Source organism: Pseudomonas sp. SP16.1 (assembly GCF_052682975.1).
In genome coordinates this window covers 3,004,191-3,029,917 of record NZ_JBQYFZ010000001.1, presented here as the reverse complement: position 1 = coordinate 3,029,917, position 25,727 = coordinate 3,004,191, and the positions used below count along the sequence as shown (strand labels likewise).

Below are 25,727 nucleotides of genomic sequence, written 5' to 3'. Positions count from 1 at the left end.
TTGAAGTGGCGGCTATTCTAACCGGGTCGGTCGGCAGCCGCAGTGTTTAGCCGCTAAGGAGAAGGCATGCAGCATCGTCTACGGGACTGGCTGGAGTTCTGGCTGTCCCTGTCACGGCGTTTCATTCAGGATCGCGGGGTCAGCAGCGCCGCGGCCCTGACCTACACCACCCTGTTCGCGGTGGTGCCGATGATGACCGTGACCTTCGCCATGCTCTCGGCGATACCGGCTTTCCAAGGTGTCGGCGACGGCATCCAGGGCTTCATCTTCCGCAATTTCGTGCCGTCCACCGGCGAGACGGTGCAGCAGTACCTGCGCGAGTTCACCGCCCAGGCGCGGCAGCTGACCTGGTTCGGCGTGGGGTTGCTGGCGGTCACCGCCTTCCTCATGCTGGTGACCATCGAGAAGACCTTCAACCTGATCTGGCGGGTGCGCCAGCCGCGACGCGGCATGTCCAGCTTCCTGCTGTACTGGGCGATCCTCAGCCTGGGGCCGTTGCTGCTCGGTGCCGGTTTCGCCGTCAGCACCTATGTCGCCTCGCTGTCGCTGATCTCCGGGCCGGATGCGTTGCTCGGCGCCAAGACCCTGCTCGGCTTCATGCCGCTGGCGAGCAGCGTGGCGGCCTTCACCCTGCTCTATGCGGCGGTGCCCAATACCCGCGTGCCGCTGCGTCATGCGCTGCTTGGCGGGTTGTTCAGCGCGGTGCTGTTCGAGGTGGCCAAGGCGCTGTTCGGCGTCTACGTCAGCCTGTTTCCCGGCTATCAGCTGATCTATGGCGCCTTCGCCACGGTGCCGCTGTTCCTGCTGTGGATCTACCTGTCCTGGCTGATCGTGCTGCTCGGCGCCGAACTGGTCTACGGCCTGTCGCAGCCGCGCCACTGGCGGCGCAGGCCGCTGCCGCGCACGCTGCTGCTGCTCGGCGTGCTGCGGCTGCTGTTGCAGCGTCAGCAGCAGGGCGAGGCGCTGCATTATCGAGATATGCAGCGTATCGGTTGGCGCCTGCCGCTCGATGAATGGAGCGAGGTCATGGAGTTTCTCGAGCGCGAGCAACTGGCTTGTCGGACCGGCGGTGGTGGTTGGGTGATGTGCCGCGATCTGCATCATTTCAGCCTGCAGCAGTTGCTGGAGCGCAGCCCCTGGGCCCTGCCGAGCCTGGAGCAACTGCCCGCGCAACTCGACGAGCCCTGGTACCCGGCGCTGCGCAAGGCACTGGAGCGGCTGCAGGCGCAGCGCGTGGAGCTGTTCGGTGTCAGCCTGGCGGACTGGCTGACGGGAGCGGAGTCTCACTAGTGCTTGGCTGAGATGGCAGGCGAGATAAGCATTTCCGGGAGAAATGCTTGACGTCGCGCAGCGACGGCCTGAAGGGTCACCGCCAGGGATGGCAGGTGACAAAAGCATCTCCGGGAGAAATGCTTGACGTCGCGTAGCGACGGCCCGAAGGGTCACCGCCAGGGATGGCAGGTGACAAAAGCATCTCCGGGAGAAATGCTTGACGTCGCGTAGCGACGGCCCGAAGGGTCACCGCCAGGGATGGCAGGTGACAAAAAACGTCATATTACGGCGTCACCCATCCGCGGCGTCCGGCGCCTGAAGGGGCGGGCGCCGGGCAATGGCGTGAAGGGCGCGACTGGCACGCTTCTGGCAGTTGCGGGATAGGTTGCTATCGAACTGCCAGCAGGGCAGGGGTCGGCTGAGGATTGGGCGGGAATGAGCGGTCGCAAGAACAGGGTAATCCATCTCCACCGGCGTGACCCGCAGGAGGCACTGACGCGGCTCAATCGCATCACCGGGTTGCGCTTCGCCCGCTGGCCGGAGTCGCTGCTGGCGCATGTCGAACCGGACAGCCAGGTGCAGGAGGACAACGAAGCGCCGGAGCCGGCTCCGCTCAGCCCGGAAGTGTCTTCGGCCTGAAACGAAAACCCCGCGACGGGGCGCGGGGTTCGACACGGGCTCGGCGGATCAGGCCGTGGCCTGGCGAGACGCGCTGCTGGCCAGCTCGACGGCCTGAACGAAGAACTCGTCGACCACCAGGCTCTGCGTCGGCACCGCCGAGCGCAGGCGCACCTGCATGTCCTCGATTTTCTGCTTGACCGGCATGCGGGCGATGCCCGAGAGCAGGATCTTGCCCTGGGCGTTGACCTTGCCATGGTCGATCGGGATTTCCCGGCGCTTGTCGCCATCGCGGTAGCTGACCAGCAGCGACACCGGCAGGTTGGCCAGGCCCGGCAGCTGCAGCCAGGTCGCGACGTTGTACTCGGCGACCCGTCCCTCGTAAGGGGTGACCAACAGGCGGGCGACGTCGACGATGCGGGAAGGCACGGAACCGATCAGCTTGTCTTGCGCTTGGGACATGGTGGGATTCCAGGCTGCGAGCGAATGAGGTGAAACAAATTATAAGCAGGCCGCCGTCGGCGAAACTGTGCACTTGGCAGGCTGGCCGCGTGACTGGCCTCGCAGTTTTTGTGGATATTCCGGTTGCCCCGGCCAGGGGGCCGCCAGTGCCGGGCTAGGCCAGCCGTAGCAGGTGGCGGCTTACCAAAGGCGTCTGCAGGTTGCCCGGCGGCAGCGGCAGGCTGGTCTGGTTGTGCGCATTGGCCAGCTGCAGCCACAGCTGCTCGCCCTCGGCGAACTGGCCTTGGGGCAACCACAGGCCGTGATGCCAGCCTTCGCCGGGCGTCGGGGTGCTCTGCAGCACGCCCGGATGGGTCTGGGCATGGGGCGCGCGGCGTAGCCAGGTCGGACGCGGCAGGCCCTTGAGATAGCGCAGGCCCAGGTGCAGGCCCTGGCCGCCGTGATGGCGCCAGCGGACCAGGGCCAGGGTCGGGGTGCCTTGGGTCAGCAGCAGCACCAGCTGGCCGATCTGCAATTGCCCGCCCTCGTCGGCATTGCACAGCAGGCGTGCCCCGCCGGCGCTGGCGTCGACGATCTGCGCCTCGCTGCGCGGCGGCAGCTGGTCCAGCAACTGGGCGTGGATGGCCGGCAGTCCGATCACCAGGTTGCACTGGCCGTCGAGTTCGGCGCGCTCGTGACGACGTTGCTGGCGGCCGAGCCAGTGCGGATGCACCCGTTCGAGCAACTGGCGTTCCGCCTGGCTCTGCAGCGGCGCCGGCTCGTTCAGCGCGATCAGCAGGGCGCCCAGCTCGAAGCGTCGCAGATAGACGCTCTCGCCCTCGATCCGCTGGCCGAACGCGAGGCAGCCCTGCGCCGCGCTGAGGTCGACCAGCGGTCCCTCGATATCGTCCTCCGCGTCCCACGGCTGCAGGCGCGCCAGTCCCGCCAGCGGGGCGAGGGCGGCGAACAGGGTGAGGCATTCGCCTTCGGCCAGGTGGAAGGGGTTGCTCAGCGCCAGCAACAGCATCTGCTGATAGAGGCCGCTCAGGGTGGCGGCCGGCCTGGGCAGGAAGGCGGCGGCGACCGGCTCGTCGAGGCACTGCTGGTGTTCGCCGATCCAGTACAGCAGATGGCTGTCGCGCCACAGCGCCGCCGGCGGCTCCTGGTACAGCTGGTAATGGCGCAGCAACTGCTGGGCGAGAAAATGCTGAGCCATGTACAGGCACCAGGCCAGGTGCGGGCGCGACGGCTGGCGACCCTGGAGAATCTGCAGCAGCAGGCGCTTGAAGCCGACCGCCAGTTCGCCGCACAGGCGCACGAACAACGTGTTCGGGGTGATCTCGAGGCGCGCGTAGTGGCGGTATTCGTCAGCGAAGTTTTGCAGCGCACGTTGCCTTTCCAGTAAGGTCAGGCCGCTGCGATTGAGCCTGAACAACAAACCGAGCACCTGCTGCAGTCCCTCGCCGGCTTCCAGGTCGCGGGCGCCGGCGAGCCGTTCGGCGATCTGCGCCGGTGCTATGCCGTCGTCGCGAAGGTCGGGTACCTCCAGGCGCAGGGCATCCAGCGTCATTTCAACCCCGGGTGGACGAGGATCGAATACATGGGCTTACGGCTCCGGATGGTCGGCAAGGCTGTTATGGGTATCTGCGCCGGTCTGCTGCTGGCTGGCTGCGCCGAGGACTTCGGCCCCGACCAGCATGGACGAAAGGTAACGGCTGGCAGTCTCGATGGCCAGTGGTTGCTCATCAATTACTGGGCCGAGTGGTGCGCGCCCTGTCGCACCGAGATTCCCGAGCTCAACGCGCTCGCCGAGCAGCTCGAGGGGCGCTCGGCGCGGGTGCTGGGGGTCAATTTCGACGGCCTTGCGGGTGAGGACCTGAAGCGGGTCGCCGAGGCCTTCGGCATCGCCTTCACCGTGCTCGCGGTCGACCCGGCGCCGCGCTTCCAGTTGCCGCGCAACGACGTGCTGCCGGTGACCTACATAGTCGACGCCGACGGCAAGCTGCGCGAGCGCCTGGTCGGCGAGCAGACCGCCGCCGGCCTGCTGGCGCACCTCGAGCGTTTGCGCGGCGAGTAGGCTGGGCGCGGTAGGGTGCGCCGCCGGGGCAGCGGCGTGAGGAGAGTGTCGGAGGGTGCGCCGTGCGCACCGATGATCCGTCGGATGGGGGCACGCCTCGGCGGCCGCTCGGGTGTGGAGCTGGTGCACACAGCCTAGGCGGCCCCGCGACACCCTACGGTCTAACTGCTCACCAGCCCGGCACCCCGCTCATGTCCGGCAGCTGGTGGGCGATGCCCTTGTGGCAGTCGATGCAGGTGGCCGCTCCTTCGGCCAGGGCGCTGGAGTGCATCTGCCGGGCGCGCGGGCTCTGCTTGGTGAAGTCCATGAAGTCGAAGTTGTGGCAGTTGCGGCACTCCAGCGAGTCGTTGGCCTTGAGTCGCGCCCACTCGTGCTCGGCCAGTTCGCGGCGCATGGCGAGGAATTTGTCGCGGGTGTTGATGGTGCCGAAGATCTTGCCCCAGACCTCCTTCGACGCCTGCATCTTGCGCGCGATCTTGTCCGTCCACTGGTGCGGTACATGGCAGTCCGGGCAGGTGGCGCGCACCCCGGAGCGGTTGCTGTAGTGGATGGTGTCCTGCAGCTCGACGTAGACGTTGCTCTCCATCTCGTGGCAGGAGATGCAGAACTGCTCGGTGTTGGTGGCCTCCAGCGCGGTGTTGAAGCCGCCCCAGAAGATGATCCCGGCGATGAAGCCGCCGAGGCTGAGAAAACCCAGGCTGTAATGCACGCTCGGCCGGCGCAGGATGCCCCAGTAGTCCTTGAGCAGGGCCAGTAATGACTTCATGGAGCCTCCTCAGGGCTGCGCCGCGCCGGCCGCTTCGTCTTGCAGCAGGCGGTCGATGTTCTCGAAGCTGTTGCCCACCAGCGGCTGCACCTCCTGCTGCGATACGTGACACTGGGTGCAGAAGTAGCGGCGCGGCGACACCGAGGCCAGCGGCTGGCCGTCGCGATCCATGTAGTGGGTGATGCTGATCATCGGCGCCTGGCTGCGCGCGCTGTTGGCGCGGCTGTGGCAGCTCAGGCACTTGTTGCCGTTGGCGTCGACCTGGTAGCCGCGGATGCTGTGGGGGATGGTCGGCGGCTGCTCGGGATAGTTGCGCTCGCGCTTGAGGTCCTTGTTCTCCTCGTTGCCGAGCACCGGTGCCGGTAGCGTCTGGCTGAGGGTGCCGCCGGGGCGGCGGCCGTCCGGTGCCGGGGCGTCGAGGGGATAGTCGACCTCAGCGGCGACGGCCAGGCCGAAGGCGGCGAGCAGTAGCAGGGGTAGATGACGCAGGCTCATGACGATGCTCCTCAGGCCAGGCTGACCAGTTCGATCTTCACCGCGCACTTCTTGTAGTCGGTCTGCTTGGAGATCGGGTCGGTGGCGTCCAGGGTGACCTTGTTGATCAGCTTGTTGGCGTCGAAGAAGGGCACGAACACCAGGCCCTGGGGCGGTTTGTTGCGCCCGCGGGTTTCCACCCGGGCACGCATCTCGCCGCGCCGGCTGACCAGCTTGACCTCGCTGCCGCGCCGCGCGCCCAGCGCCTTGGCGTCGTCCGGGTGCATATAGACCAGGGCATCGGGCACGGCGCGATGCAGTTCCTCGACGCGCTGGGTCATGCTGCCGGTGTGCCAGTGCTCCAGCACCCGGCCGGTGCTGAGCCAGAACGGGTAGTCGCTGTCCGGCGCCTCGGCTGGCGGCTCGTAGGGCAGGGCGAAGATGATCGCCTTGTTGTCCGGGTGACCGTAGAACTGCACGCCGCTGCCTTTCTCGACATAGGGATCGAGGCCCTCGCGATAGCGCCAGCGCGTCTCCTTGCCGTCCACCACCGGCCAGCGCAGGCCGCGCTCGGCGTGATAGGTATCGAACGGCGCCAGGTCGTGGGCGTGGCCGCGGCCGAACTGGGCGTACTCCTCGAACAGGCCCTTCTGCAGGTAGAAGCCGAAGGCCTCGGCCTCGTCGTTGGCGTAGCCGGCCTCGATCTGCTCGCGCGGGAACTGGTCGACCTGGCCGTTGGCGAACAGCACCTGGTACAGAGTCTTGCCTTTATAGGCCGGCGCCTTGGCCAGCAGCTCGGCGGGCCAGACCTCGTCGGTGGTCAGGCGCTTGGAGAATTCCACCAACTGCCACAGGTCGGACCTGGCCTCGCCCGGCGCCTTGACCAACTGATGCCAGAACTGCGTGCGGCGCTCGGCGTTGCCGTAGGCGCCTTCCTTCTCCACCCACATGGCGCTGGGCAGGATCAGGTCGGCGGCCTGGGCCGAAACCGTGGGGTAGACGTCGGAGACGACGACGAAGGCCTGCGGGTTGCGCCAGCCCGGCAGCACCTCCTGCATGATGTTCGGCCCGGCCTGCATGTTGTTGCTGGCCTGGGTCCAGTAGACCTTGAGCACGCCGTCCTTGAGCTTGCGGCTCTGCTCCACGGCGTGGAAGCCGACCTTCTCCTGAATGGTGCCGGGCGGCAGCTTCCAGATCTTTTCGGCTGTTTCGCGGTGCTTGGGGTTGGCCACCAGCATGTCGGCGGGCAGGCGGTGGGCGAAGGTGCCTACCTCGCGCGCGGTGCCGCAGGCCGAGGGCTGGCCGGTGAGCGAGAAGGGACTGTTGCCCGGCTCGCTGATCTTGCCGGTGAGCAGGTGGAGGTTGTAGATCAGGTTGTTGGCCCACACCCCGCGGGTGTGCTGGTTGAAGCCCATGGTCCAGAACGACATGACCTTGCGCTTGGGGTCGGCGTACAGCTCGGCCAGGGCCTTGAGCCGCTCGGCCGGCACGCCGCTCTCCTTGGCGGTGCGCTCCAAGGTGTAGGGCTTGACGAAGGCGGCGAAGGCCTCGAACGACATGTCGCTCCAGGTGTTGGCCTTGGCCGCGTTCTTGGCCCGCATCTCCAGCGGATGGTCGGCGCGCAGGCCGTAGCCGATGTCGTCGGCGCCCTTGGCGAACCTGGCGTGCTTGGCGACGAAGTCCTGGTTCACCGCGCCGGACTCGATGATGTGATTGGCGATGTAGTTGAGGATCAGCAGGTCGCTCTGCGGGGCGAACACCATGGGGATGTCGGCCAGGTCGAAGCTGCGGTGCTCGAAGGTCGACAGCACCGCCACCTGCACGTGCGGATGGCTCAGGCGGCGGTCGGTGACCCGGCTCCACAGGATCGGGTGCATCTCGGCCATGTTCGAGCCCCACAGGACGAAGGCGTCGGCCGCCTCGATGTCGTCGTAGCAGCCCATCGGCTCGTCCATGCCGAAGGTGCGCATGAAGCCCATCACCGCCGAGGCCATGCAGTGGCGCGCGTTGGGGTCGATGTTGTTGCTGCGCAGGCCGGCCTTCATCAGCTTGTTGGCGGCGTAGCCTTCCCACACCGTCCACTGCCCTGAGCCGAACATGCCGACCGCCTCGGGGCCGTGTTCGGCGATCGCCTGCCTGGTCTTCTGCGCCAGGATATCGAAGGCCTGCTCCCAGCTCACCGGCTGGAACTCGCCCTGCTTGTGATAGGCGCCGTCCTTCATGCGCAGCAGCGGCTGGGTCAGGCGGTCGACGCCGTACATGATCTTCGACAGGAAGTAGCCCTTGACGCAGTTCAGGCCGCGGTTGACCTCGGCCTTGACGTCGCCGTGGGTGGCCACCACGCGGTTGTCCTTGGTCGCCACCATCACGCTGCAGCCGGTGCCGCAGAAGCGGCAGGGCGCCTTGTTCCAGTCCAGGCGGGTCATGTCCGCCTCGGTGACCAGGTTGCTTGCCGTGCTGGCGAGCGGCAGGCCGGCCGCGGCCGCGGCGATGGCGGCGGCATTGGCCTTGGCGAATTGACGGCGGGTTAGCTTCATTCGGTATCTCCTTCGGCGGCGAGGAGTTCGTGATAGACCAGGGCAGCGTTGAGCACGCCGGGCAGGGCGCTGATCTGCTCGATGCATTCGAGAATCTGCCGCTCGTGCTCGGCCTCCAGCACCACCACCAGCTTGCCCAGCGGGCTTTCCTGATGCAGTTCGAGGCCGTCCAGGCGGCGCAGGTTGGCCTTCACCGCGCCGAGCAATTCGGGGCGGACGTGTACCAGCAGGCTGGCGATGTGCAGGGCTTCGGCCATGTTCCGTGGCTCCGGGGCGTATGAGGGGCGGCTCAGCTCGGCGGGCCGGGCGGCCCCAGCAGCATCTGCATGAACCAGATGAAGAAGCCGTAGCCGCCGACCAGGGCGACGGACAGCAGGGGAAACAGGCACACGACCAGGAACAGGAACAGGCGGGTTTCCTTGCTCTTCGGTGTGGGTTCGGCGTCCGGCTTGCGCATGCGGTCGACTCCGTTCTTGCGTCGAGTTCAGGCTAGACCCTACTGGGCGTAGGAGCAAAACCCGTTGCACCGGAGCGGCAGCGATGACGCCCGGCTAACCGGTCGGCGCGCAGCGCTTGTGCCGATTCGGCAAAGCCGCTTTGATAGGTAGCGTGCTAATCTTTTCCCCGTGTCTCCCGAGCCCGTCCGATGTCCGCTAGCCATCTCACCCGCGGCACCGCCGCCTACCGGCGCGCCACCCTGGCGCTGTTCTGCGCCGGTTTTGCCACCTTCGCCCTGCTCTATTGCGTGCAGCCCTTGCTGCCGCTGCTGGCCACGCATTTTCGCGTGTCGGCGGCCAGCAGCAGCCTGGCGCTGTCGTTGACCACCCTGAGCCTGGCGCTGTGCCTGCTGGTCTCCGGCGCCTTGGCCGAGAGCTGGGGGCGCAAGCCGGTGATGGCCGGCGCCCTGGGTTTGGCCGCGCTGCTCGGCATCGCCTGCGCGCTGGTCGACGACTGGAGCCAGTTGCTGTGGCTGCGCGCCTTGCTCGGCCTGGCCCTGAGCGGCCTGCCGGCGCTGGCCATGGCTTACGTCGGCGAGGAGTTCGACCCCGATTCGCTGCCCGCGGCCATGGGCCTGTATATCGGCGGCACCGCCCTGGGTGGGTTGCTCGGGCGCCTGCTGGCCGGCCTGCTCAGCGACCTGGGCGGCTGGCCCTGGGCGCTCGGCGGCATCGCCGGCCTCGGCCTGCTGGCGCTGGCGCTGTTTCTCTGGCTGCTGCCGCCGTCGCGGCATTTTCGCGCCCAGCCGCTGTCGTTGCGCGGCCTGCTCGGCAACTTCGCCCTGCACCTAGGCAATCCGCGCCTGCGCCTGCTGTTCGCCCTGGCCTTCCTGCTGATGGGCGGTTTCGTCGCCCTGTTCAACTACGTCGGCTTCCGCCTGGCCGCCGCGCCGTTCAACCTGTCGGCCACGCTGATCGGCCTGCTGTTCACCGTCTACCTGCTGGGCATCTTCAGCGCCGGCTGGGCTGGCCGGCTGGTGCCGCGCTTCGGCGCGCGCCGCGTGCTGCTAGGCGGCATCGCGCTGATGCTGCTGGGTGTGGCACTCTGCGCGACGCCCTGGCTGAGCGCCGCGGTGGCCGGCCTGGCGCTGTTCACCCTGGGCTTCTTCGCCGCCCATGCGGTGGCCAGCGGCCAGGTCGGCGCCCATGCCCAGGGCGCCAAGGCGCAGGCCTCGGCGCTGTACCTGTGCGCCTACTACCTGGGGTCGAGCCTGGTCGGCTACGGCGGCGGCTACGTCTGGGAGCACGCCGGCTGGCTGGCGCTGCTGACCGTGCTGGCGACCCTGTTCGTGCTCGCCGCGGCGCTGGTGCGGCGCTTGTAGGCGGCCCGGCCATCGTTCAGTCGAGGTTCAACGAGGGTTCAGCAGGGGTTCAGAGGTGCTCGGCTAGACTCGTCGTCGACTCGCTCAACGACCGATCCGCGAGGCCGCCCCGCTGGCACTCACTGCACGGCGCCTCGCCCCGGCCATCCCTGTTGGGCATCTTGGCTGCCGGCTTCCCGCATGCGGCGGCCGGGGCTAACCGGAGCAGGGCAGGCAAGGAGCAGCGCGACGGCGACTCGGCTACGCCGCCGGCGCGCAGGCCGGTATCCTCCCGGAACTCGAGCGCAGTCCCTCGATCGAAGCCGGCTGTCGTTATCTGCGCGGCGATGCCAGCACCGAACTGGCGCCGTACGAGGCAGAGCCGGCTCGCTGGTTCAGCACGGCGGCTCGCCGGTCTGTCTCGGCGCCGGTCAGGCGTTCCGAGTGCGCGCCACCGATTCGCGCCGGGCACGTCGCCCGGCTCACCAGCCATAGGGGAAGTCTCATGAAGTTGTTGGTGGTGGAAGACGAAGCGCTGCTGCGCCACCATCTGTTCACCCGTCTCAGCGAGCAGGGCCACGTCGTCGACGCCGTGCGCACGGCCGAGGAGGCGCTGTACCGGGCCGAGTCCTACAACCACGACCTGGCCCTGATCGACCTCGGCCTGCCCGGCATGAGCGGCATCGACCTGATCCGCCAGTTGCGCAGCCAGGACAAGAACTTTCCGATCCTGATCCTCACTGCCCGCGGCAACTGGCAGGACAAGGTCGAGGGGCTGTCCTGCGGTGCCGACGACTACGTGGTCAAACCGTTCCAGTTCGAGGAGCTGGAGGCGCGCCTGAACGCCCTGCTGCGGCGTTCCTCCGGCTTCACCAAGTCGACCATCGAGGCCGGCAGGCTGGTGCTCGACCTCAACCGCAAGCAAGCCGCGGCGGACGGTCGGCCGCTGCAGCTGACCGCCTACGAGTACCGCATCCTCGAGTACCTGATGCGCCATCACCAGCAGGTGGTGGCCAAGGAGCGGCTGATGGAACAGCTCTACCCGGGCGACGAGGAGCGCGACCCCAACGTCATCGAAGTGCTGGTCGGGCGCCTGCGCCGCAAGCTGGAGGGGGCCCTCGGCGGCCGGCCGATCGAGACCGTGCGCGGCCAGGGCTACCTGTTCAACGAGCGCTGCAAGTGAGCCGCAGCCGCGCCTACCTGCGCCGGCTGCGGGCACGCCTGGGTTCGCTGCGCCTGCGCCTGATGCTGGGCACCGCCGTGCTGGCGGTGCTGTTCATGCTGGTACTGCTGCCGGTGCTGCAGGGTGTATTCAACACGGCCCTGGAGCAGACGGTGGAAAAACGCCTGGCCTCCGACGCCGCCGCGCTGATCTCCGCCGCGCGTATCCGCGATGGCCAGCTGCGCATGCCGGAGAAGATGCCGGACGAGGAGTTCGACAACCTCGACTCGCACCTGCTCGGCCTGATCTTCGATCGCAACGGCCAGCTGCTGTGGCGCTCGCGCTCCTCCGAGGACGAGGTGGTCAGCTACCGGCCGCGCTACGACGGCCGCGGCCACGAATTCGCCCGGGTGCGCGACGAGCATGGCGAGGAATTCTTCCTCTACGACATCGAGATCGACCTGCTGCGCGGCAGCGCCGCGGCCTTCAGCATCGTCACCATGCAGCCCACCCGCGAATACCAGAAGCTGTTCGACGGCTTCGTCTGGCGCCTCAAGCTGTGGCTGGGCATCGCCCTGCTGGCGCTGCTGGGCCTGCTCTGGTTCGGCCTGACCTGGGGCTTTCGCAGCCTGCGCGGGCTGAGCGACGAACTGGACGGTGTCGAGGCCGGCACCCGCCAGCGACTGAGCGACCAGCACCCGCGCGAGCTGCTGCGCCTGACCGGCTCGCTCAACCGCCTGCTCGATAGCGAGCGGCGCCAGCGCGAACGCTACCGCGACTCCCTGGAAGACCTGGCACACAGCCTGAAAACTCCGCTCAGCGTGCTCCAGGGGCTCGGCGAGACACTCGCCGAACAGTCGGCCAGCCGCGACCAGGCGCAGCTGATGCAGGCGCAGATCGAGCGCATGAGCCAGCAGATCGGCTACCAGCTGCAGCGTGCCAGCCTGCGCCGCAGCGGCCTGGTGCGCCACCGCGAGGCCGTGTGGCCGCTGCTCGACGGCCTGTGCCTGTCGCTGGACAAGGTCTACCGCGACAAGCGCGTGCAGACCGAGTTGCGGGTAGCCGAGCAGAGCCAGATCAGCATGGAACGCGGCGCGCTGATGGAACTGCTCGGCAACCTGCTGGAAAATGCCTACCGCCTGTGCCTGCATCGCGTGCGTGTGAGCCTGGAGGAGCTGCCCGACGGCTGCCGCCTGACCATCGAAGACGACGGCCCCGGGGTGCCTGCCGACCAGCGCGCCCGCGTGCTGCGCCGTGGCGAACGGCTGGATGCGCAGAACCCCGGGCAGGGCATCGGCCTCGCCGTGGTGCAGGACATCATCGACAGCTACGACGGCGAACTGAGCCTGGAGGATTCGCCGCTGGGCGGGGCGTGCTTCAGGGTGCGCCTGTACGACTGAGGTTGGCGGCCTGTCTCCTTTGAGAGGGGCTTGAGCCGCGAAGCCTTCCACTGCGAACGGCGTCCGGATCGCTGCAGCGGACGCCGCAGCGCGTACTCAACCCGCCATTTCGGGGGCGCGAAAGGCCTTGCTGTAGTAGCCGGACTGATCGAAACAGCAGACCCGCTTCTTCCCCTCGCCAAGCATGGCACAGGCGTCGGCGACACGTTTGGCGCGGGTCTTGGCCTGCTTGGCCGACTCGATCCAGTGAATCCAGTCCAGCCGCGCGATAGTCGTCGTAGCGTCCCAGACGCTGCGCGCCGCGGGAGCGGCGGCCAGGGCCGCGGCCAGATCCGCCGGCACGTCCGGCTCGGGTTCCTGCGCGACCGGGGCGATCTCCAGCGTCACCACGTCGCCGATAGCCGCGCCTGCCGCCTGCAGGAGGTCGCTATCCAAGCGCAGCCAATGGCTCAACTGACCATCCGGCTCGAGCCTGGCCCGGAAGGGGCGCCCGTTGAGCCGGCCGTCCACGCTGGTCCTGCCGCGTCTCGGCAGCTGCTCGCTCGCCTCTCGCGGCAGCACCACGAATGCCCAGGACGACTCGCCATCCGGCAGGCGAGGGCGTAGCAGGGTGGTCTGGAACCGGGACGTCTCTTGCGTTTGGGACATTGGGATAGTCCTCCGGATCTGGCGTCGTGATGCAGGGGGAATGCCTGGAGAGACTATCAAGAATAAATCTGTCTCCTTGAAATGCACGAACACCCTTGTTGAGACCAATGGTTGGTTAAGGGGCCGGCTTTAGCCGGTTCCGAGTGAGCGAAGCGAACGGCTTGAACGCCGTAATGAACTCTCCCCGCGCCACCGTTCTATACCCAGAGCGGGGGTGACTACATATTGGGAGCGTCGTATCTTCATGCCTCAATCCTGCGGTAACAGTTGTGGGTTCCATACAACCTCCCACAAATGTTGATCTGGATCCTGGAAGTAGCCTGAATAGCCACCCCAAAAAGTATCCTGTGCTGGCTTGACGATAACGGCGCCTGCATTTCTTGCTTGTTTCATGATTTCATCAACCTCGGATCTTGAAGAGGTGTTGTGTCCGAGGCTTAATTCCGTAGCGCTTGAATGACCTAGCGGGATGCCAGAGTCATGCGCAAGACTTTTTCGCGGCCAAACGGCTAGTTTTAAACCTGCCTGTAAATCAAAGAAAGCAACTGCGCCATGTTCAAACTCTTTTCCGATGATACCTGCGGTTTTGAAGCCAAGCCCGTCGCGGTAAAAGCGAACAGCCCTCTCCAAATCATCGACGCCAAGAGTGATTACAGTAATGTGTGATTTCATCGGTGCTTCCTGCTTGGGGCGCAACTATTAAGCTAAGGGGCCGGACTTAGCCCGTCCCAGCGAGCGAAGCGAGCGGTTTGAACCATTTGTTATGCGCTCTTCATGTGGTCAAGCCACTCTATTGTTTTTGTGGCAGGGTTTACATATACAAAAATCAAGCCACTAGGAGGTCTGCTATTTTCGTCGAAACCGATAGCGCTAAGTTCTTTTAGACCAGAATGGTACTCCGATAGAAACTCTAGGAATATTTCAATAATTTCATTGTAATTATTGTCATCTGCTGGCTTTGGAATAAGTAGTTTGAACCTGTGGTTGTCGTTAGCCTCTGCATATATTGCGAAGGCTAAGGTGTAAGGGTTGTTTTTACTGATTTTCCCTTTTGTGCCGTAAAGCACTGGCTCAATTTTTGGTTGAGACATAACTTTTGTCGTGGTTTCAGAAAGCTTTTTCTTGAGAATGGCGTAATGATCTTTCCCCATTTCCCCGAAAAAAGCTTCGAAATATGGCTTTGAAATATACGCGGCTACAAGTGGAAAGATGAACCATTCTAGGCATGCTTGAGGCCCACTTGGGGGTCTAGACTCGACTGACACTTTAATTTTGTCATTGCTTAGTCCCTCTTTGAAATCTTGGAATAGATCTTCTGGAAGGCTTTCTTCATATATCAGTGCGATGTCAGGTTTGCTCATGGCCTCTTCCTTGTGTGCATAACGTTTGGTTAAGGGGCGGGCTTTAGCCCGTCCCAGTGAGCGCAGCGAACGGTTTGAACCAATTGTTAGGTATTGGTGACATTGTTAGCTACAAACATTTCCACAAACTGCATAGGCGTCAGCGTGGTGCCATTTTGTTTGGCAATACCTTGGTTTTTTTCCCAGAGTTCTGTGATGGCCGAGCGCACCTCTGCTCCGAAATGCAACTGATCCATGACGATTTCCTCCCACGAACCTGAGTGGCTAAAAGTTTTCTGAAGCTTCGGAGTCATTTGTTGGAGTAGATCTTCTTGTGATGCATCAAGCTCACCAATGCATTTCAACACAAACGAATCAACTAGTTTGAGAAATGGCTTTCCCGCGTAACGATCTTGTGGTGTTTGCTTCTTCCTGAGGAAATCAAAGAGGGCCATGTAATACCTAACGTTTGGTTAAGGGGCCGGCTTTAGCCGGTCCCGAGTGAGCGAAGCGAGCGACTTGAACCATTTGTTAGGGGCGGAACTCATGCTTCATGTCATCTTTATAGCTTTGGTACTCAGAAATTCCAGACGCCGCGCCATCTAAAATTATTGCCATTGCACCAATTACTTCGGAGAGATTTCTTAGATTTACTCTCGGGCTTTCCAAGTTGACCGACTTGCTTCCAGAATGATTTTTTGGATAACGGAAGGCCGTCGAACGAGGGTCGACCTGCTCAAATTCTTTAATAAGTCCGTCGATTATTCTTAGGTCTTTATTGTTACCATCTGGCCATATTTCCATAAGCATGGATAAGACCTCTGGCCATAGGGCAGAAAGCCTGTGCTCATTTTTAGATTCGTGCTCTCTATCAAGAAGTCTTCGTCCATCCTCAAGTAGAGACTTTAGCCTCAGCTCAATATATTGGCGATACAAAAATACAATGGGAAATATTAGTGAGTCTGCGCTTCCTTCGCGGTTTGCAACACACTTTATCAATGCGTCAGCAGCCTCTTTATACCCGCCTATGTAAAGTTCAGATGGGTCGTGATACCAGTTTAAGCAGGCATTCATCCACCAGTCTTCGCCTTCAGCGAATAACTTGTCCCCTGACTCAGGTAGCCTAATTGTTTCTAGGAAAGATTTATTGGGATCGTCAGACATGTCGACCTCCCTAACGTTTGGTTAAGGGGCCGGCTTTAGCCGGTCCCGAGTGAGCGAAGCGAGCGACTTGAACCATTTGTTAGGGGTGCTCGATGTACCATTGCAGATACTTGACTCGCTCTTGTGTCTTTTCTAGAAGGCAAGCAGTGTAGATTGTCCCAAAGCCGCTTCCTGTGATTGACTCATAGGTCTCAAAATCGCAGCTTTCATCTCGGAACTTTATCCATGCAATTTGGGCTTCTTTAAGATAACCGTCTTGAGATTTTGCTCCCTGAGCCTGCGGAGCACCGTTATCTTTGTATCTTGCAACAAGTACCTTGTATGACTGATTTAAGGAGGTATCAGCTTTTTTGAGTTGACGCTTGAGGCATTGATACATCTCTACTTCATTGGTTGCAGAACTACATATGTTCTCTTTCATTGGGGCTGCATGAGCAATACCTGCGAAAGCTCCAGCAAAGATAAATGTAGCTGCAGATTTTCGGTTCATGATTACCCTAACGATTAAGCTAACGGGCAGGCAAAAGCGCAGCTTTTGACTGTCCAGCGAACGAAGTGAGCGGCAGTTGAGCGCATTGTTATGTGCCTACTCGATGGTTGTGGTGGATTTGCCATTGGGCAATTGCTTTATGTGTATGGTGTGCGGGTAGTTATTGCCCACAGAGCGATAAATTTCAACCACGTCAAAGAGGGTTATCAGATAAAGCCCTGTAGTCCTTTTGTGGTCTGAGCAAAAGAAAAAGCCTATTAGGTTTTTGCCATTTGGAAGAAAAGGCAGGAAATGATGGCTGTGAATAAATTGATTGCAGAGCGTTGATACTGATATTTCAGTGATTTTTGATTTGCTCAGATCGTACTCTGAATCTTTGAAGTGCGTTGCGAGAGAGACGGGGTTTCCGCGATAAGGATACTCGTGGATTGAGTATTTTTTGCGGGATACATTATCGGAAACTTTCTTTGATTCTATTAGCTTTCTGATTGAGTAGAATCCGATAAATATTTCTTTCTCTAGGGTGTAAAGATTTTTTTCGCCCCAGCGTGTTTGGATAAGCCTACGCTCAAGCCTGCTTGCAAGCTTGAGAAGATCGTCTTTCCAATAGCTGGATTCGTGGATCATGCGGCCCTTAGAAGCACATAACGTTTGGTTAAGGGGCGGGCTTTAGCCCGTCCCAGTGAGCGAAGCGAACGGTTTGAACCTTTTGTTAGGTGCTCTGCGGACGTGAGCGGACACCGGAAAGTAAAATTACACAGAAACAAATAAAGTAGCATAAACTTATGATGAGTAGCGGAAAGATGAAAGAGGGAACTGCCTCTAAGCCAGACATCATCCGTTTTGTTATGTCGAATGCGACTTTCAGAAATAACCAAGCAGGTAAGAGCAATAATACTGCGCTAACCCAACAGCAGGTTTTCAGTGCTCTTGGATGGCGAGAAGAAAGTATGGCTGGCCCCCAAAGTGGTGCTGCCAGTAGAAGTGAAACTAAAAACCACTGAATGTAAGACTGTGCTGAGTTCGGCTCTGAACCTAGAGTCACCCATATTCCGCCGCCGAAATATGTAACCATGCCAATAAAAGTTACAGCGCAGATTAGTAAAATTGCACGAGATATTGGGGGCATATTTACACCTAACGTTTGGTTAAGGGGCGGGCTTTAGCCCGTCCCAGTGAGCGAAGCGAACGGTTTGAACCTATTGTTAGGTGCTTTGTAAGCGAGAGCGCAATTTTGGAACCAAGAGGGTAATAAAAGAAATAAAACAGCAAAAATTAACTGCAAGTAGTGGCATTAAAAATAAAGGGAATGTTTCTACTCCGGATAATTTCCTGCTTGTTATATCAATCACGCCCTTCACAAAGTGCCATGAAGGGTAGAGTAAGAGAACTATGCTGATCCAGCTGCAGATTTTTAAGCCTGTGGGGTAGCGGGATGGAAATACGGCGGGAGCCCAAAGCGGTAAGGCTAATACGATGCCCACTGTAAGCCAGAACACCGGTTTTGATATTGAATATTGCTCTGGCTCAAGCATTAACTCAAGCCCATTACCAAAGTATGTAATTATGCCAACTACAATGACTGTGCAGATGAGAAGTGTTGCACGGCTTGGTGAGCGCATGTTTGCACCTAACGATTAAGCTAACAGGCGAGCAAAAGCGCAGCTTTTGCGAGTCCAGCGAACGAAGTGAGCGGTGTTGAGCGTATTGTTATAAGGCATTACGGGGTCTCTATTAGCGGTTCTCTGTAAATGATCATTGCTTTGAGAAGGGCTAGACTGATGAATACAAGAAAGACGAAAAATACACTGCCCGTGATCAGGAATAAGACCAATGCCACTAAGAAGAATACTAGTTCTGAAAATATTGGGGCGGCGGGAAACCCTCCAAACAAATTCTCTCGTCTCTCGAACCCGACGACTGCATGACATTCGACACATGAAACGCAGTTGAGTCTAGTCAGCGCATAGAGGTACAACTTTCCCTCTGAAATCCCTGCACATCTACAGCGGGGGCACGTTCTCATTGACTTGCCTTATAACGATTAAGCTAAGGGGCCGGCTTCGCCGGTCCCAGCGAACGAAGTGAGCGCTTTGAGCGCATTGTTGGGCTGACGCTAACTTTGCGCCTTGGTCAGGAAAGGATTTTCATCTTTGCCTGATTGAACTCATTATCGCTCAATACGCCATCTTCTTTAAGCTTCTGTAGTGCAGTCAGCTGCTCAGCGATACCTGTGTTGCTTGTGCTGGATTTTTGATTTCTGGTGCTGGCATAAACTTGCGATAGATAAATTCGTGCGTCATTTGGTTCTATTTCGGAAGTGAATAAGATGATTTCGCTTTCACGTGTCGCAATACGAATAAATGTTCTGACACTGCTGCGTGTCGTCAGTATGTTTACTATTGTGGCGGCGGCAATTCCTTTTATAGCTCCTTCTACGCCAAAGCCTCCTCCAATTATTCCCGCATTTGATGTTTCTTTTCCGGGGCCTGAAATTTCAATATCTATGACATCACAAATTGCAAGCCTACTTGTGGTCATGTTGGAAAGGTTTGCCAGAATTATATCCATGCCGCTCAGGGAGAGGAGAAAGGTGTTTCCTTTTTCTTTATCCCAGCCGTGCCCGCCAAGAACTTCCATTGTCAGTGGTTTAGATGTTGACTGTTTTGAGATTTTCTCAATAAATTGTCTTTTGTTTGAAGATTCTTCTATTTTTTTATCCAGCTTGACAAGTTGGTTGTTGATGGCCTCTTTGGTTATGGTGATGGCTTTCTTGTCGATTTTATTGCTTATTAAGAGTAGCCGGCTTCTTTTTAGTGCCCAGAACGATATTAAACAAACAAGTGCTATTGATCCGCTCAGCCAGAAAATATCTGCGCCTGATGCTCCGTCTTTGAACATGAAGTAAGATATGGTCAAAAGCAGAGCTGGAAAAGCTATCAATGTAAATAGGATTAAGGCTCTAATAAGTTTAAGTATCAATCTCATGGTGGGTCCTTGTTGCGTTCTCTGAAGTGTTGCGAGCGTTTGCCCAACTATTAATTAGGCGACATCGCTGTCGCGTTTCCACGCGACAGCTGTCGCATAACCTTCCTTGTCGTCCTGTAAGTCCTTGTCCGCCTTGAAGGTGGTCGCGGTAAACGCGACAGCACTCGGGGAGAAACGCGACAGGGATAACGGCAAGCTTGTCGCCTCTGGCGCAATGCCAGCAGGCTTGGGTCAGAAGCTAGTGCATGACTGCCGGTTCTGTCCATGCGCAAAGCCAAAGGGCTTTCACCGACGTCGCATCCCGAGGCTGCGACGCCACCGGTGCGTCTTGGGGAAACTCTGAAATAGTCGTCATTCCCGCGCAGGTGGGACAGCAGCTTTATCGCTGAACAGCGCTTGCGCTGGCCCGAAGGGGAATAATCCAGAACCTGCGTAGTGCCTGGGCTCCCGCCTTCGCGGGAGTGACGGTAAATGGCTTCTTCAGAATTTCCTTAGCCTTCCTGCGCCCGGTAGGCCCCCGGCGTCAGCCCGGTCCATTTCTTGAACGCCCGATGGAAGGCCGAGGGTTCGGAGAAGCCGAGCTGTTCGGCGATGTCCTGGATGGCCAGCTCGTCGCGGCCCAGGTGGTAGATGGCGAGGTCGCGGCGCAGGTGGTCCTTGAGTTCCTGGAAGCTGGTGCCTTCCTCGCGCAGGTGGCGGCGCAGGGTCTGCGGGCTGATATGCAGCTGCTGGGCGACCCGTTCCAGGTCCGGCCACTGCTGGCAGTCGCGGCCGAGCAGGCGGCGGATCTGGCTGGTCAGGCTGTCGCCGCCGTCGGGACGGGCGAGCAGGTCGGCGGGGGAGTGTTCGAGGAACTGCTTGAGCGTGCGTTCGTCCTGCAGCAGCGGCATGGCCAGGTAACGGGCGTGGAACAGCAGGCTGGTGGTGCCTGCGCAGAAGCGCCGGGTGCAGGGAAACAGCAGTTCGTACTCGGCGGCATGTTCCGGCTCGGGGTAGGCGAAGCTGGCTTCCTCCAGACGGATGCGCTGGCCGATCAGCCAGCTGCCGAGGCGGTGCCAGATCACCAGCAGGCTTTCCACCAGGAAGTGATCCGGGTCCCACAGGCTGCTGTCGTCCACGCTCAGCCGCGCCCAGTCGCCTTCGCGCTGCAGGCGAATGCTCGGCGCATCGGGGAACAGGCCGTAGAACAGCGCGCCGCGGCTCAGCGCTTTCTCCAGCGTGCGGCAGTGGATGATGGCGTGGCCCATCATGGCGAAGGTGCCGCGTTTACTCGGCTGGCGGCCGAAGCCCAGGTACTCGTCGTCCAGCGCTTCCCACAGCAGCTGTATCAGGCGGGCGAAGTGTTCCGGGGCGATACGCGCGCGTGGCTCCTCGAGAACCGCCGGCTGGATGCCGGCCTGGCGCAGGATCGGCTCGCAGGCCAGGCCCCGACGCTGGGCGCCGCGCAGGGCGGCGCGGACGAAGTGGCTGGCGATGGTGCGTTCGCGCATGGGCGCTGGCTCCTGGCGGGGTGGCGCGATGGTAGAGCGGGGCAGGTCGACGGGACAAGCCAACTGCCGATGGGGACGCTGTAAGGGGCTGCGCAACGCCGGCAATCGGCTGCTGCGCGGCGCGGCCTCGGAGCGCCGCCAGCGGGCTTTTCGAGGCCGCGCTAAGCCGGCGCGCTGGCCGCCCAGCGCTGCGGTTGCCAGTCGCGGATCAGTGCCTGCAGTTGCTCGGCGGGCAACGGGCGGGCGTAGAGGTAACCCTGCGCCTGCTGGCAGTCGAGCCGGCGCAGGGTGTCGGCGATGGCCGTTTCCTCCACACCTTCGGCGATGGTCGCCAGGCCCAGCGAACGGGCCATCTGCACGATGGCGGTGACGATGGCGCGGCTGTCGGGGCTGTGCGGCAGGTCGCGGACGAAGGACTGGTCGATCTTCAGCTTGTCCACCGCCAGCGTGCGCAGGTAGGCCAGGCTGGAATAGCCGGTGCCGAAGTCGTCGATCGACAGGCGCACGCCCATGGCCTTGAGGCGCCTGAGGCTGTCGAGTACCTGGTCGGTGCGGTCCACCAGGCTGGTCTCGGTGATCTCCAGTTCGAGCATCTGCGCCGGCAGGCCGGAGGCGGCCAGGGCCTGCAGCACGTGCTTTTCGACGTCGCCCTGCTGCAGCTGCACGGCCGAGATGTTCACCGCCACCTGCGGCACCTCCAGGCCCTGGCGACGCCAGGCCGCGGCCTGTCGGCAGGCCTGCTGCAGCACCCACTCGCCGATCGGCACGATCAGCCGGCTTTCCTCGGCGAGGGGGATGAACTGCGCCGGCGACACCAGGCCGCGCTGCGGGTGCTGCCAGCGCAGCAGCGCCTCGACACCGAGCAGGCGGCCGCTGTCGAGGTCGATCTGCGGCTGGTAGTGCAGCAGCAGTTGCCGGCGCTCCAGGGCCTGGCGCAGGTCGTTGATCAGCGTCAGGTGCTCGAGCGCCTCGCTGTTCATGGCGCTGTCGAAGTAGCGCCAGGTCTGCCGGCCCTCCTTCTTGGCCTGGTACATGGCGGTTTCCGCGTTGCGCAGCAGGTGCTCGAAGTCCTCGCCATCGTGCGGCGCCAGCGCCACGCCGAGGGAGGCCGAGGTGCGCAGGCTGTGGCCGGGCAGCATGAACGGCTGCTGCAGGCCGTGCAGGATGCGTTCGGCCTGCAGGCCTGCGCTCTCCGCGCTCTCGACCTCGGGCAGCAGTACGATGAACTCGTCGCCGCCGGCGCGGCCCAGGGTGTCGCCGTGGCCGAGCAGGCCCTGCAGGCGTTCGGCCACGGCGCAGAGCAGGGCGTTGCCATGGGAGTGGCCCAGCGAGTCGTTGAGCGTCTTGAAGCCGTCGAGGTCCAGCAGCAGCAGGGCGACGTGGCCGTGGTTGCGCGGGCCGGCAGCCAGGGCCTGGTCGGTGCGGTCGCGCAGCAGTTCGCGGTTGGGCAGGCCGGTGAGGCTGTCGTAGAAGGCCAGGGTCTGCACCTGCTGTTCGGCCGCACGGCGCTCGGCGATCTCCTGGCTCAGGCGCTGGTAGGGATGCTGCACGCTGGAGACGAACACCACCCGATACACCATCAGGTAGGCCAGCACCTTGTACAGGTGGCCGAGCAGTTGATAGATGTCGTGCACGTTGCGATAGGCGGTGAAGCACAGCTCGGCGAGGATCGAAATGGCCACTGCCAGCAGCAGGCCCTGGGCGTCGAACGGCCCGCGACGCTGGCGCAGATAGAACGCCAGCGCGGCGCCGACGAGCAGGGCGATCACCAGCCATTCGGCGGCGATCTTCACCCGCGTCAGGCCCTGGCCCTCGATAAAGGTGTGCGGGAACAGCGCCGGTTGCCACAGGCGCAGATAGACGATCAGTGCCACCAGCGCCAGGCTGGCGCTCAGCAGCCCGTAACGGCTGGCGGCGTGGCGCAGCGGGCGCCAGGGCCGCATGGCGACGCCGAGCAGGCATAGCGCGGCGAGCAGGCGCGCGGCCAGCCAGAAGTCGATGGCCTTCTCCGCACCGGACGGGGTAATGAAATCCGGCATGCCGTGGTAAGACAGCAGGTGCGCGGTATCCAGCAGGCCCACGGCGAGAAAACCGCAGGCCAGCAGGGTGAGGTTGCCGGCCTGCCCGTCGCGGTAGCTGTGCCAGGTGACGCTGAACACCAGGCCGGCGACCACCACCGCCAGCAGCTCGCAGGTGGTGTGCAGCCAGGTGGGGAACCAGTGTTCGCCCTGCTTGAGCCAGCCGCCCTCCGGTAGCAGCCAGACCACCAGCAGCATCAGGGCCAGCGCCGCCAGGAGCAGACGGGCGGGACCGTTCAGGGGCGCGGCGGGCGGCTGGGGGCGGTCGGGCATGCGGACTCCGTTTCCTGACGACGGGTGGCTGTGGCCGGGCAGCATAACAGCGCGGTGCCAGCATACGCTTGCTCGGGGTCAACGGCGCGGCGCGCTGGTCGATTGGGTCAATTGCAACGAGCGCATGGGTCATTGAGGGGCTGGGGGAGCGGCGCCTACCCTCGGCGGCACAACGATTGCGGAGGAACCGCCCCATGCAGCGCAACCATTTCGACACCGAGCACCAGCTGTTTCGCCACGCCTTCGCGGCTTTCCTGGACAAGGAAGTGGTGCCGCATCAGGAGGAGTGGGAAGCCGCCGGCGTGGTCGATCGCAGCGTGTGGGTCAAGGCGGGCGAGATGGGCTTCCTGCTGCCCTGGGCGGACGAGGAGTACGGCGGCGCCGGGCTCCAGGACTTTCGCTACGAGCAGATCATGTGCGAGGAACTGGCGCGGATCAACGAGCCGGGTTTCATGATCCCGCTGCACTCGGCGCTGTGCGGGCCCTATATCGCCGAGTACGGCAGCGCGCAGCAGAAGGCGCGCTGGCTGCCCGGGATCATCCGCGGCGAGACCATCCTCGCCGTGGCCATGACCGAGCCGTCCGCCGGCTCCGACCTGGCCGGCATGCGCACCACCGCGCTGGACAAGGGCGACCACTGGCTGCTCAACGGCTCCAAGGTGTTCATCTCCAATGGCTACCTGGCCGACCTGGTGATAGTCGCGGCCAAGACCGACCCGGCCAACAAGCACGCCATGGGCCTGTTCCTGGTCGAGCGGGGGATGCCGGGCTTCGAGCGCGGCAAGAAGCTGAAGAAGCTCGGCATGCACAGCCAGGACACCGCCGAGCTGTTCTTCAACGAGGTCCGGGTGCCCAAGGAGAACCTCCTGGGCGACGCCAAGGGCGGCTTCTTCTACCTGATGAACATGCTCGCCCAGGAACGCCTGACCAACGCCTGCGGCGCGGTGGCCGGCGCCGAGGCGGCCTTGCAGGCCACCATCGACTACGTGAGGGAGCGGCAGGCCTTCGGCCGCCCGGTGGCGCACTTCCAGAACACCCGCTTCAAGCTGGCCGAGATGCGCACGCAGATCGACGTGGCGCAGGTGTTCACCGACCGCTGCGTGCTGGACCACAACCAGAAGAAACTCACCCCGGAAGTCGCCGCAGAGGCCAAACTGTTCACTACCGAGCTGCTCGGCAGGGTGGTCGACGAGGGCGTGCAGTTGCACGGGGGCTGGGGCTACATGTGGGAGTACCCGATCTGCAGGATGTATGCGAATGCGCGCATCCAGCGCATCTTCGCCGGCACCTCGGAGATCATGAAGGAGATCATCAGCCGCGGCATGAAGCTCTGAGAGCGGCTGCGATCGCCCGCCTGTCGGGCGACGCCAGCATCGTCCGCGAACGCTACTCCGCAGGGTGGGCGCAATCCGCCAGCGTCGAGCTGGCCGCTCGCATCCGTCCTGCGCCCAACAACCGATCGGGAGTCACCATGTCCGGCCCGCTGTCTTCGCTGAAAATCCTCGATTTCTCCACCCTGCTGCCCGGCCCCTTCGCCTCGCTGCTGCTGGCCGATATGGGCGCCGAGGTGCTGCGCGTGGAGTCGCCATCGCGCATGGACCTGGTGCGTGTGCTGCCGCCGCATGACGGCGGCACCTCGACCAGCCATGCCTACCTGAACCGCAACAAGCGCAGCATCGCCCTCGACCTCAAGCGCCCCGAGGCGGTGGAGGTGGTGAAGAAGCTGGTGGCCGAGTACGACATCCTGCTCGAGCAGTTCCGCCCCGGGGTGATGGACAAGCTGGGCCTCGGCTACGAGGCGCTCAAGGCGATCAACCCGCGGCTGATCTACGTGTCGATCACCGGCTACGGCCAGAGCGGCCCGTATAGGGATCGCGCCGGGCACGACATCAACTACCTGGCGCTGGCCGGCATCGCCAGCTACACCGGTCGTCGCGACAGCGGGCCGTTGCCGCTGGGGGTGCAGCTGGCGGATATCGCCGGCGGCTCGCTGCACGGGGTGATCGGCCTGCTCGCCGCCGTGGTGCAGCGCCAGGCCACCGGCCAGGGCCAGCAGGTGGATGTGAGCATGACCGACTGCGCCTTCAGCCTGCACGGCATGGCCGGCGCCGGCTACCTCGGCGCCGGAGTGGAGCCGGACATGGAGAACCAGGCGCTCAACGGCGGCAGCTTCTACGACTACTACCGCACCCGCGACGGCCGCTGGTTCTCGGTCGGCAGCCTGGAGCCGCAGTTCATGCAGCAGTTCTGTCAGGCCATTGGCCGGCCCGAACTGGCCGCGCGCGGCCTGTCGCCGAAGCCCGAGGAGCAGCGCGCGCTCAAGCGCGAGATCGAGATCGAGTTCGAGCGCCGCGACTTTGCCGACTGGCGCGAGCGCTTCGCCGCCCTGGATGCCTGCGTCGAGCTGATGCTGCCGCTGTCCGAAGCGGTGGAGCACCCGCAGATCAAGGCGCGCGCGCTGGTCACCGAGGTGCCGCGCGATGGGCTGCCGGCGCAGCGACAACTGGCCTGTCCGCTGAAGTTCTCGAGCGGCCTGCCGGCGCCGCGGCACGTCGGTGCGGCGGTCGGCGCGCATACCGAGCAGGTGCTCGCCGAGCTGGGTTATGACGCCGAGCAGATCGCCGCGCTCAGGGCGGTCAAGGCATTGGGTTGATCCCCGGTGCGCACGGCGCACCCTACGGAGCCCGTGGCTATGCTGAAGCGGGAGGGCC

Annotated in this window: 26 protein-coding genes; 8 read left to right on the top strand and 18 right to left on the bottom strand. The window is 62.7% G+C overall.

The features are described 5' to 3' along the window. Positions 1-66 precede the first annotated feature (66 nt). Together ACUTAF_RS14475 and ACUTAF_RS14470 are read left to right on the top strand one after the other, a co-directional pair. The gene (locus tag ACUTAF_RS14475; RefSeq protein WP_445580601.1) at positions 67-1,290 is read left to right on the top strand and encodes a YihY family inner membrane protein; all 1,224 of its coding nucleotides are present in this window, start codon (positions 67-69) and stop codon (positions 1,288-1,290) included. A gap of 417 nt (positions 1,291-1,707) precedes the next feature. Beyond that, on the top strand, positions 1,708-1,911 hold the full coding sequence (locus ACUTAF_RS14470) for a hypothetical protein (protein WP_445580600.1): 204 nt from the start codon (positions 1,708-1,710) through the stop codon (positions 1,909-1,911). Positions 1,912-1,959: 48 nt separating this feature from the next. Here the strand turns inward: ACUTAF_RS14470 and ACUTAF_RS14465 are convergent, their stop codons facing one another. Continuing rightward, complete coding sequence (locus ACUTAF_RS14465; protein WP_445580599.1) at positions 1,960-2,352, bottom strand: hypothetical protein; 393 nt, start codon at positions 2,350-2,352, stop codon at positions 1,960-1,962. 154 nt (positions 2,353-2,506) lie between these two features. Then, complete coding sequence (locus ACUTAF_RS14460; RefSeq protein WP_445580598.1) at positions 2,507-3,901, bottom strand: PilZ domain-containing protein; 1,395 nt, start codon at positions 3,899-3,901, stop codon at positions 2,507-2,509. A 48-nt stretch (positions 3,902-3,949) separates the two neighbouring features. On the opposite strand from ACUTAF_RS14460, the gene ACUTAF_RS14455 reads away from it, so the two are divergent. Then, positions 3,950-4,408 (top strand): TlpA disulfide reductase family protein, encoded by a 459-nt coding sequence (locus tag ACUTAF_RS14455; RefSeq protein ID WP_445582454.1) that lies wholly within the window; start codon positions 3,950-3,952, stop codon positions 4,406-4,408. Positions 4,409-4,577: 169 nt separating this feature from the next. On the opposite strand, the gene ACUTAF_RS14450 is transcribed toward ACUTAF_RS14455, so the two are convergent. From ACUTAF_RS14450 to napE, 5 genes are read right to left on the bottom strand one after another with little or no spacing between them, the layout of a single operon-like run. Beyond that, the gene (locus tag ACUTAF_RS14450) at positions 4,578-5,174 is read right to left on the bottom strand and encodes a cytochrome c3 family protein (RefSeq protein ID WP_445580597.1); all 597 of its coding nucleotides are present in this window, start codon (positions 5,172-5,174) and stop codon (positions 4,578-4,580) included. Positions 5,175-5,183: 9 nt separating this feature from the next. Then, complete coding sequence (locus ACUTAF_RS14445) at positions 5,184-5,669, bottom strand: nitrate reductase cytochrome c-type subunit (RefSeq protein ID WP_445580596.1); 486 nt, start codon at positions 5,667-5,669, stop codon at positions 5,184-5,186. Between the two features lie 11 nt (positions 5,670-5,680). Then, entirely contained in the window at positions 5,681-8,185 is a 2,505-nt protein-coding gene (napA, locus tag ACUTAF_RS14440; protein WP_445580595.1) for a nitrate reductase catalytic subunit NapA, read from the bottom strand. Next, complete coding sequence (locus ACUTAF_RS14435) at positions 8,182-8,442, bottom strand: chaperone NapD (RefSeq protein WP_445580594.1); 261 nt, start codon at positions 8,440-8,442, stop codon at positions 8,182-8,184. Before ACUTAF_RS14435 ends, napA begins: the two co-directional genes overlap by 4 nt. Positions 8,443-8,474: 32 nt before the next feature. After that, on the bottom strand, positions 8,475-8,642 hold the full coding sequence (gene napE / locus ACUTAF_RS14430; RefSeq protein WP_445580593.1) for a periplasmic nitrate reductase, NapE protein: 168 nt from the start codon (positions 8,640-8,642) through the stop codon (positions 8,475-8,477). A gap of 189 nt (positions 8,643-8,831) precedes the next feature. On the opposite strand from napE, the gene ACUTAF_RS14425 reads away from it, so the two are divergent. The 3 genes from ACUTAF_RS14425 to ACUTAF_RS14415 all read left to right on the top strand — a co-directional run bounded on the left by ACUTAF_RS14425 (position 8,832) and on the right by ACUTAF_RS14415 (position 12,545). After that, positions 8,832-10,004, top strand: a complete 1,173-nt coding sequence (locus ACUTAF_RS14425) for an MFS transporter (RefSeq protein WP_445580592.1) — start codon at positions 8,832-8,834, stop codon at positions 10,002-10,004. 484 nt (positions 10,005-10,488) lie between these two features. Continuing rightward, positions 10,489-11,166: a response regulator gene (locus tag ACUTAF_RS14420; protein WP_445580591.1), complete on the top strand. Its 678-nt coding sequence runs from the start codon at positions 10,489-10,491 to the stop codon at positions 11,164-11,166. Then, positions 11,163-12,545 (top strand): ATP-binding protein, encoded by a 1,383-nt coding sequence (locus tag ACUTAF_RS14415; RefSeq protein WP_445580590.1) that lies wholly within the window; start codon positions 11,163-11,165, stop codon positions 12,543-12,545. Before ACUTAF_RS14420 ends, ACUTAF_RS14415 begins: the two co-directional genes overlap by 4 nt. Before the next feature lie 96 nt (positions 12,546-12,641). Here the strand turns inward: ACUTAF_RS14415 and ACUTAF_RS14410 are convergent, their stop codons facing one another. The 11 genes from ACUTAF_RS14410 to ACUTAF_RS14360 form a co-directional block, all read right to left on the bottom strand. After that, positions 12,642-13,193: a YdeI/OmpD-associated family protein gene (locus ACUTAF_RS14410; RefSeq protein ID WP_445580589.1), complete on the bottom strand. Its 552-nt coding sequence runs from the start codon at positions 13,191-13,193 to the stop codon at positions 12,642-12,644. Between the two features lie 249 nt (positions 13,194-13,442). Then, a complete protein-coding gene (locus ACUTAF_RS14405) occupies positions 13,443-13,865 on the bottom strand; it encodes a VOC family protein (RefSeq protein WP_445580588.1) in 423 nt (140 codons plus the stop codon). An 89-nt stretch (positions 13,866-13,954) separates the two neighbouring features. Continuing rightward, positions 13,955-14,554, bottom strand: coding sequence for a hypothetical protein (locus ACUTAF_RS14400; RefSeq protein ID WP_445578714.1), 600 nt, complete (start codon positions 14,552-14,554; stop codon positions 13,955-13,957). Between the two features lie 86 nt (positions 14,555-14,640). Further along, positions 14,641-14,988 (bottom strand): hypothetical protein, encoded by a 348-nt coding sequence (locus tag ACUTAF_RS14395; protein WP_445580587.1) that lies wholly within the window; start codon positions 14,986-14,988, stop codon positions 14,641-14,643. 76 nt (positions 14,989-15,064) lie between these two features. Continuing rightward, positions 15,065-15,697, bottom strand: coding sequence for a hypothetical protein (locus ACUTAF_RS14390; protein ID WP_445580586.1), 633 nt, complete (start codon positions 15,695-15,697; stop codon positions 15,065-15,067). Between the two features lie 79 nt (positions 15,698-15,776). After that, positions 15,777-16,187, bottom strand: a complete 411-nt coding sequence (locus tag ACUTAF_RS14385) for a lysozyme inhibitor LprI family protein (RefSeq protein WP_445578715.1) — start codon at positions 16,185-16,187, stop codon at positions 15,777-15,779. Between the two features lie 96 nt (positions 16,188-16,283). Next, positions 16,284-16,814 carry a hypothetical protein gene (locus ACUTAF_RS14380; protein WP_445580585.1) on the bottom strand — a complete coding sequence of 177 codons (531 nt, stop codon included), beginning with the start codon at positions 16,812-16,814 and terminating at the stop codon, positions 16,284-16,286. 578 nt (positions 16,815-17,392) lie between these two features. Next, on the bottom strand, positions 17,393-17,809 hold the full coding sequence (locus ACUTAF_RS14375) for a hypothetical protein (protein ID WP_445580584.1): 417 nt from the start codon (positions 17,807-17,809) through the stop codon (positions 17,393-17,395). Between the two features lie 511 nt (positions 17,810-18,320). Next, entirely contained in the window at positions 18,321-19,175 is an 855-nt protein-coding gene (locus ACUTAF_RS14370; protein WP_445580583.1) for an SHOCT domain-containing protein, read from the bottom strand. Positions 19,176-19,666: 491 nt separating this feature from the next. Then, positions 19,667-20,665, bottom strand: a complete 999-nt coding sequence (locus ACUTAF_RS14365; protein ID WP_445580582.1) for an AraC family transcriptional regulator — start codon at positions 20,663-20,665, stop codon at positions 19,667-19,669. A gap of 161 nt (positions 20,666-20,826) precedes the next feature. After that, positions 20,827-23,016, bottom strand: a complete 2,190-nt coding sequence (locus ACUTAF_RS14360; RefSeq protein WP_445580581.1) for a putative bifunctional diguanylate cyclase/phosphodiesterase — start codon at positions 23,014-23,016, stop codon at positions 20,827-20,829. A 194-nt stretch (positions 23,017-23,210) separates the two neighbouring features. Between ACUTAF_RS14360 and ACUTAF_RS14355 the strand changes: the two genes are divergently transcribed. Both ACUTAF_RS14355 and ACUTAF_RS14350 read left to right on the top strand, forming a co-directional pair. After that, complete coding sequence (locus ACUTAF_RS14355) at positions 23,211-24,350, top strand: acyl-CoA dehydrogenase family protein (protein WP_445580580.1); 1,140 nt, start codon at positions 23,211-23,213, stop codon at positions 24,348-24,350. A gap of 137 nt (positions 24,351-24,487) precedes the next feature. Then, positions 24,488-25,669, top strand: a complete 1,182-nt coding sequence (locus ACUTAF_RS14350) for a CaiB/BaiF CoA transferase family protein (protein WP_445580579.1) — start codon at positions 24,488-24,490, stop codon at positions 25,667-25,669. Positions 25,670-25,727 lie beyond the last annotated feature (58 nt).

Bases quoted from the DNA above. Each gene is read 5' to 3' on its own strand.
- ACUTAF_RS14475 (WP_445580601.1), top strand. From the start codon at position 67: ATGCAGCATCGTCTACGGGACTGGCTGGAGTTCTGGCTGTCCCTGTCA.
- ACUTAF_RS14470 (WP_445580600.1), top strand. From the start codon at position 1,708: ATGAGCGGTCGCAAGAACAGGGTAATCCATCTCCACCGGCGTGACCCG.
- ACUTAF_RS14465 (WP_445580599.1), bottom strand. From the start codon at position 2,352: ATGTCCCAAGCGCAAGACAAGCTGATCGGTTCCGTGCCTTCCCGCATC.
- ACUTAF_RS14460 (WP_445580598.1), bottom strand. From the start codon at position 3,901: ATGACGCTGGATGCCCTGCGCCTGGAGGTACCCGACCTTCGCGACGAC.
- ACUTAF_RS14455 (WP_445582454.1), top strand. From the start codon at position 3,950: ATGGTCGGCAAGGCTGTTATGGGTATCTGCGCCGGTCTGCTGCTGGCT.
- ACUTAF_RS14450 (WP_445580597.1), bottom strand. From the start codon at position 5,174: ATGAAGTCATTACTGGCCCTGCTCAAGGACTACTGGGGCATCCTGCGC.
- ACUTAF_RS14445 (WP_445580596.1), bottom strand. From the start codon at position 5,669: ATGAGCCTGCGTCATCTACCCCTGCTACTGCTCGCCGCCTTCGGCCTG.
- napA (WP_445580595.1), bottom strand. From the start codon at position 8,185: ATGAAGCTAACCCGCCGTCAATTCGCCAAGGCCAATGCCGCCGCCATC.
- ACUTAF_RS14435 (WP_445580594.1), bottom strand. From the start codon at position 8,442: ATGGCCGAAGCCCTGCACATCGCCAGCCTGCTGGTACACGTCCGCCCC.
- napE (WP_445580593.1), bottom strand. From the start codon at position 8,642: ATGCGCAAGCCGGACGCCGAACCCACACCGAAGAGCAAGGAAACCCGC.
- ACUTAF_RS14425 (WP_445580592.1), top strand. From the start codon at position 8,832: ATGTCCGCTAGCCATCTCACCCGCGGCACCGCCGCCTACCGGCGCGCC.
- ACUTAF_RS14420 (WP_445580591.1), top strand. From the start codon at position 10,489: ATGAAGTTGTTGGTGGTGGAAGACGAAGCGCTGCTGCGCCACCATCTG.
- ACUTAF_RS14410 (WP_445580589.1), bottom strand. From the start codon at position 13,193: ATGTCCCAAACGCAAGAGACGTCCCGGTTCCAGACCACCCTGCTACGC.
- ACUTAF_RS14405 (WP_445580588.1), bottom strand. From the start codon at position 13,865: ATGAAATCACACATTACTGTAATCACTCTTGGCGTCGATGATTTGGAG.
- ACUTAF_RS14400 (WP_445578714.1), bottom strand. From the start codon at position 14,554: ATGAGCAAACCTGACATCGCACTGATATATGAAGAAAGCCTTCCAGAA.
- ACUTAF_RS14395 (WP_445580587.1), bottom strand. From the start codon at position 14,988: ATGGCCCTCTTTGATTTCCTCAGGAAGAAGCAAACACCACAAGATCGT.
- ACUTAF_RS14390 (WP_445580586.1), bottom strand. From the start codon at position 15,697: ATGTCTGACGATCCCAATAAATCTTTCCTAGAAACAATTAGGCTACCT.
- ACUTAF_RS14385 (WP_445578715.1), bottom strand. From the start codon at position 16,187: ATGAACCGAAAATCTGCAGCTACATTTATCTTTGCTGGAGCTTTCGCA.
- ACUTAF_RS14380 (WP_445580585.1), bottom strand. From the start codon at position 16,814: ATGATCCACGAATCCAGCTATTGGAAAGACGATCTTCTCAAGCTTGCA.
- ACUTAF_RS14375 (WP_445580584.1), bottom strand. From the start codon at position 17,809: ATGCGCTCACCAAGCCGTGCAACACTTCTCATCTGCACAGTCATTGTA.
- ACUTAF_RS14370 (WP_445580583.1), bottom strand. From the start codon at position 19,175: ATGAGATTGATACTTAAACTTATTAGAGCCTTAATCCTATTTACATTG.
- ACUTAF_RS14365 (WP_445580582.1), bottom strand. From the start codon at position 20,665: ATGCGCGAACGCACCATCGCCAGCCACTTCGTCCGCGCCGCCCTGCGC.
- ACUTAF_RS14360 (WP_445580581.1), bottom strand. From the start codon at position 23,016: ATGCCCGACCGCCCCCAGCCGCCCGCCGCGCCCCTGAACGGTCCCGCC.
- ACUTAF_RS14355 (WP_445580580.1), top strand. From the start codon at position 23,211: ATGCAGCGCAACCATTTCGACACCGAGCACCAGCTGTTTCGCCACGCC.
- ACUTAF_RS14350 (WP_445580579.1), top strand. From the start codon at position 24,488: ATGTCCGGCCCGCTGTCTTCGCTGAAAATCCTCGATTTCTCCACCCTG.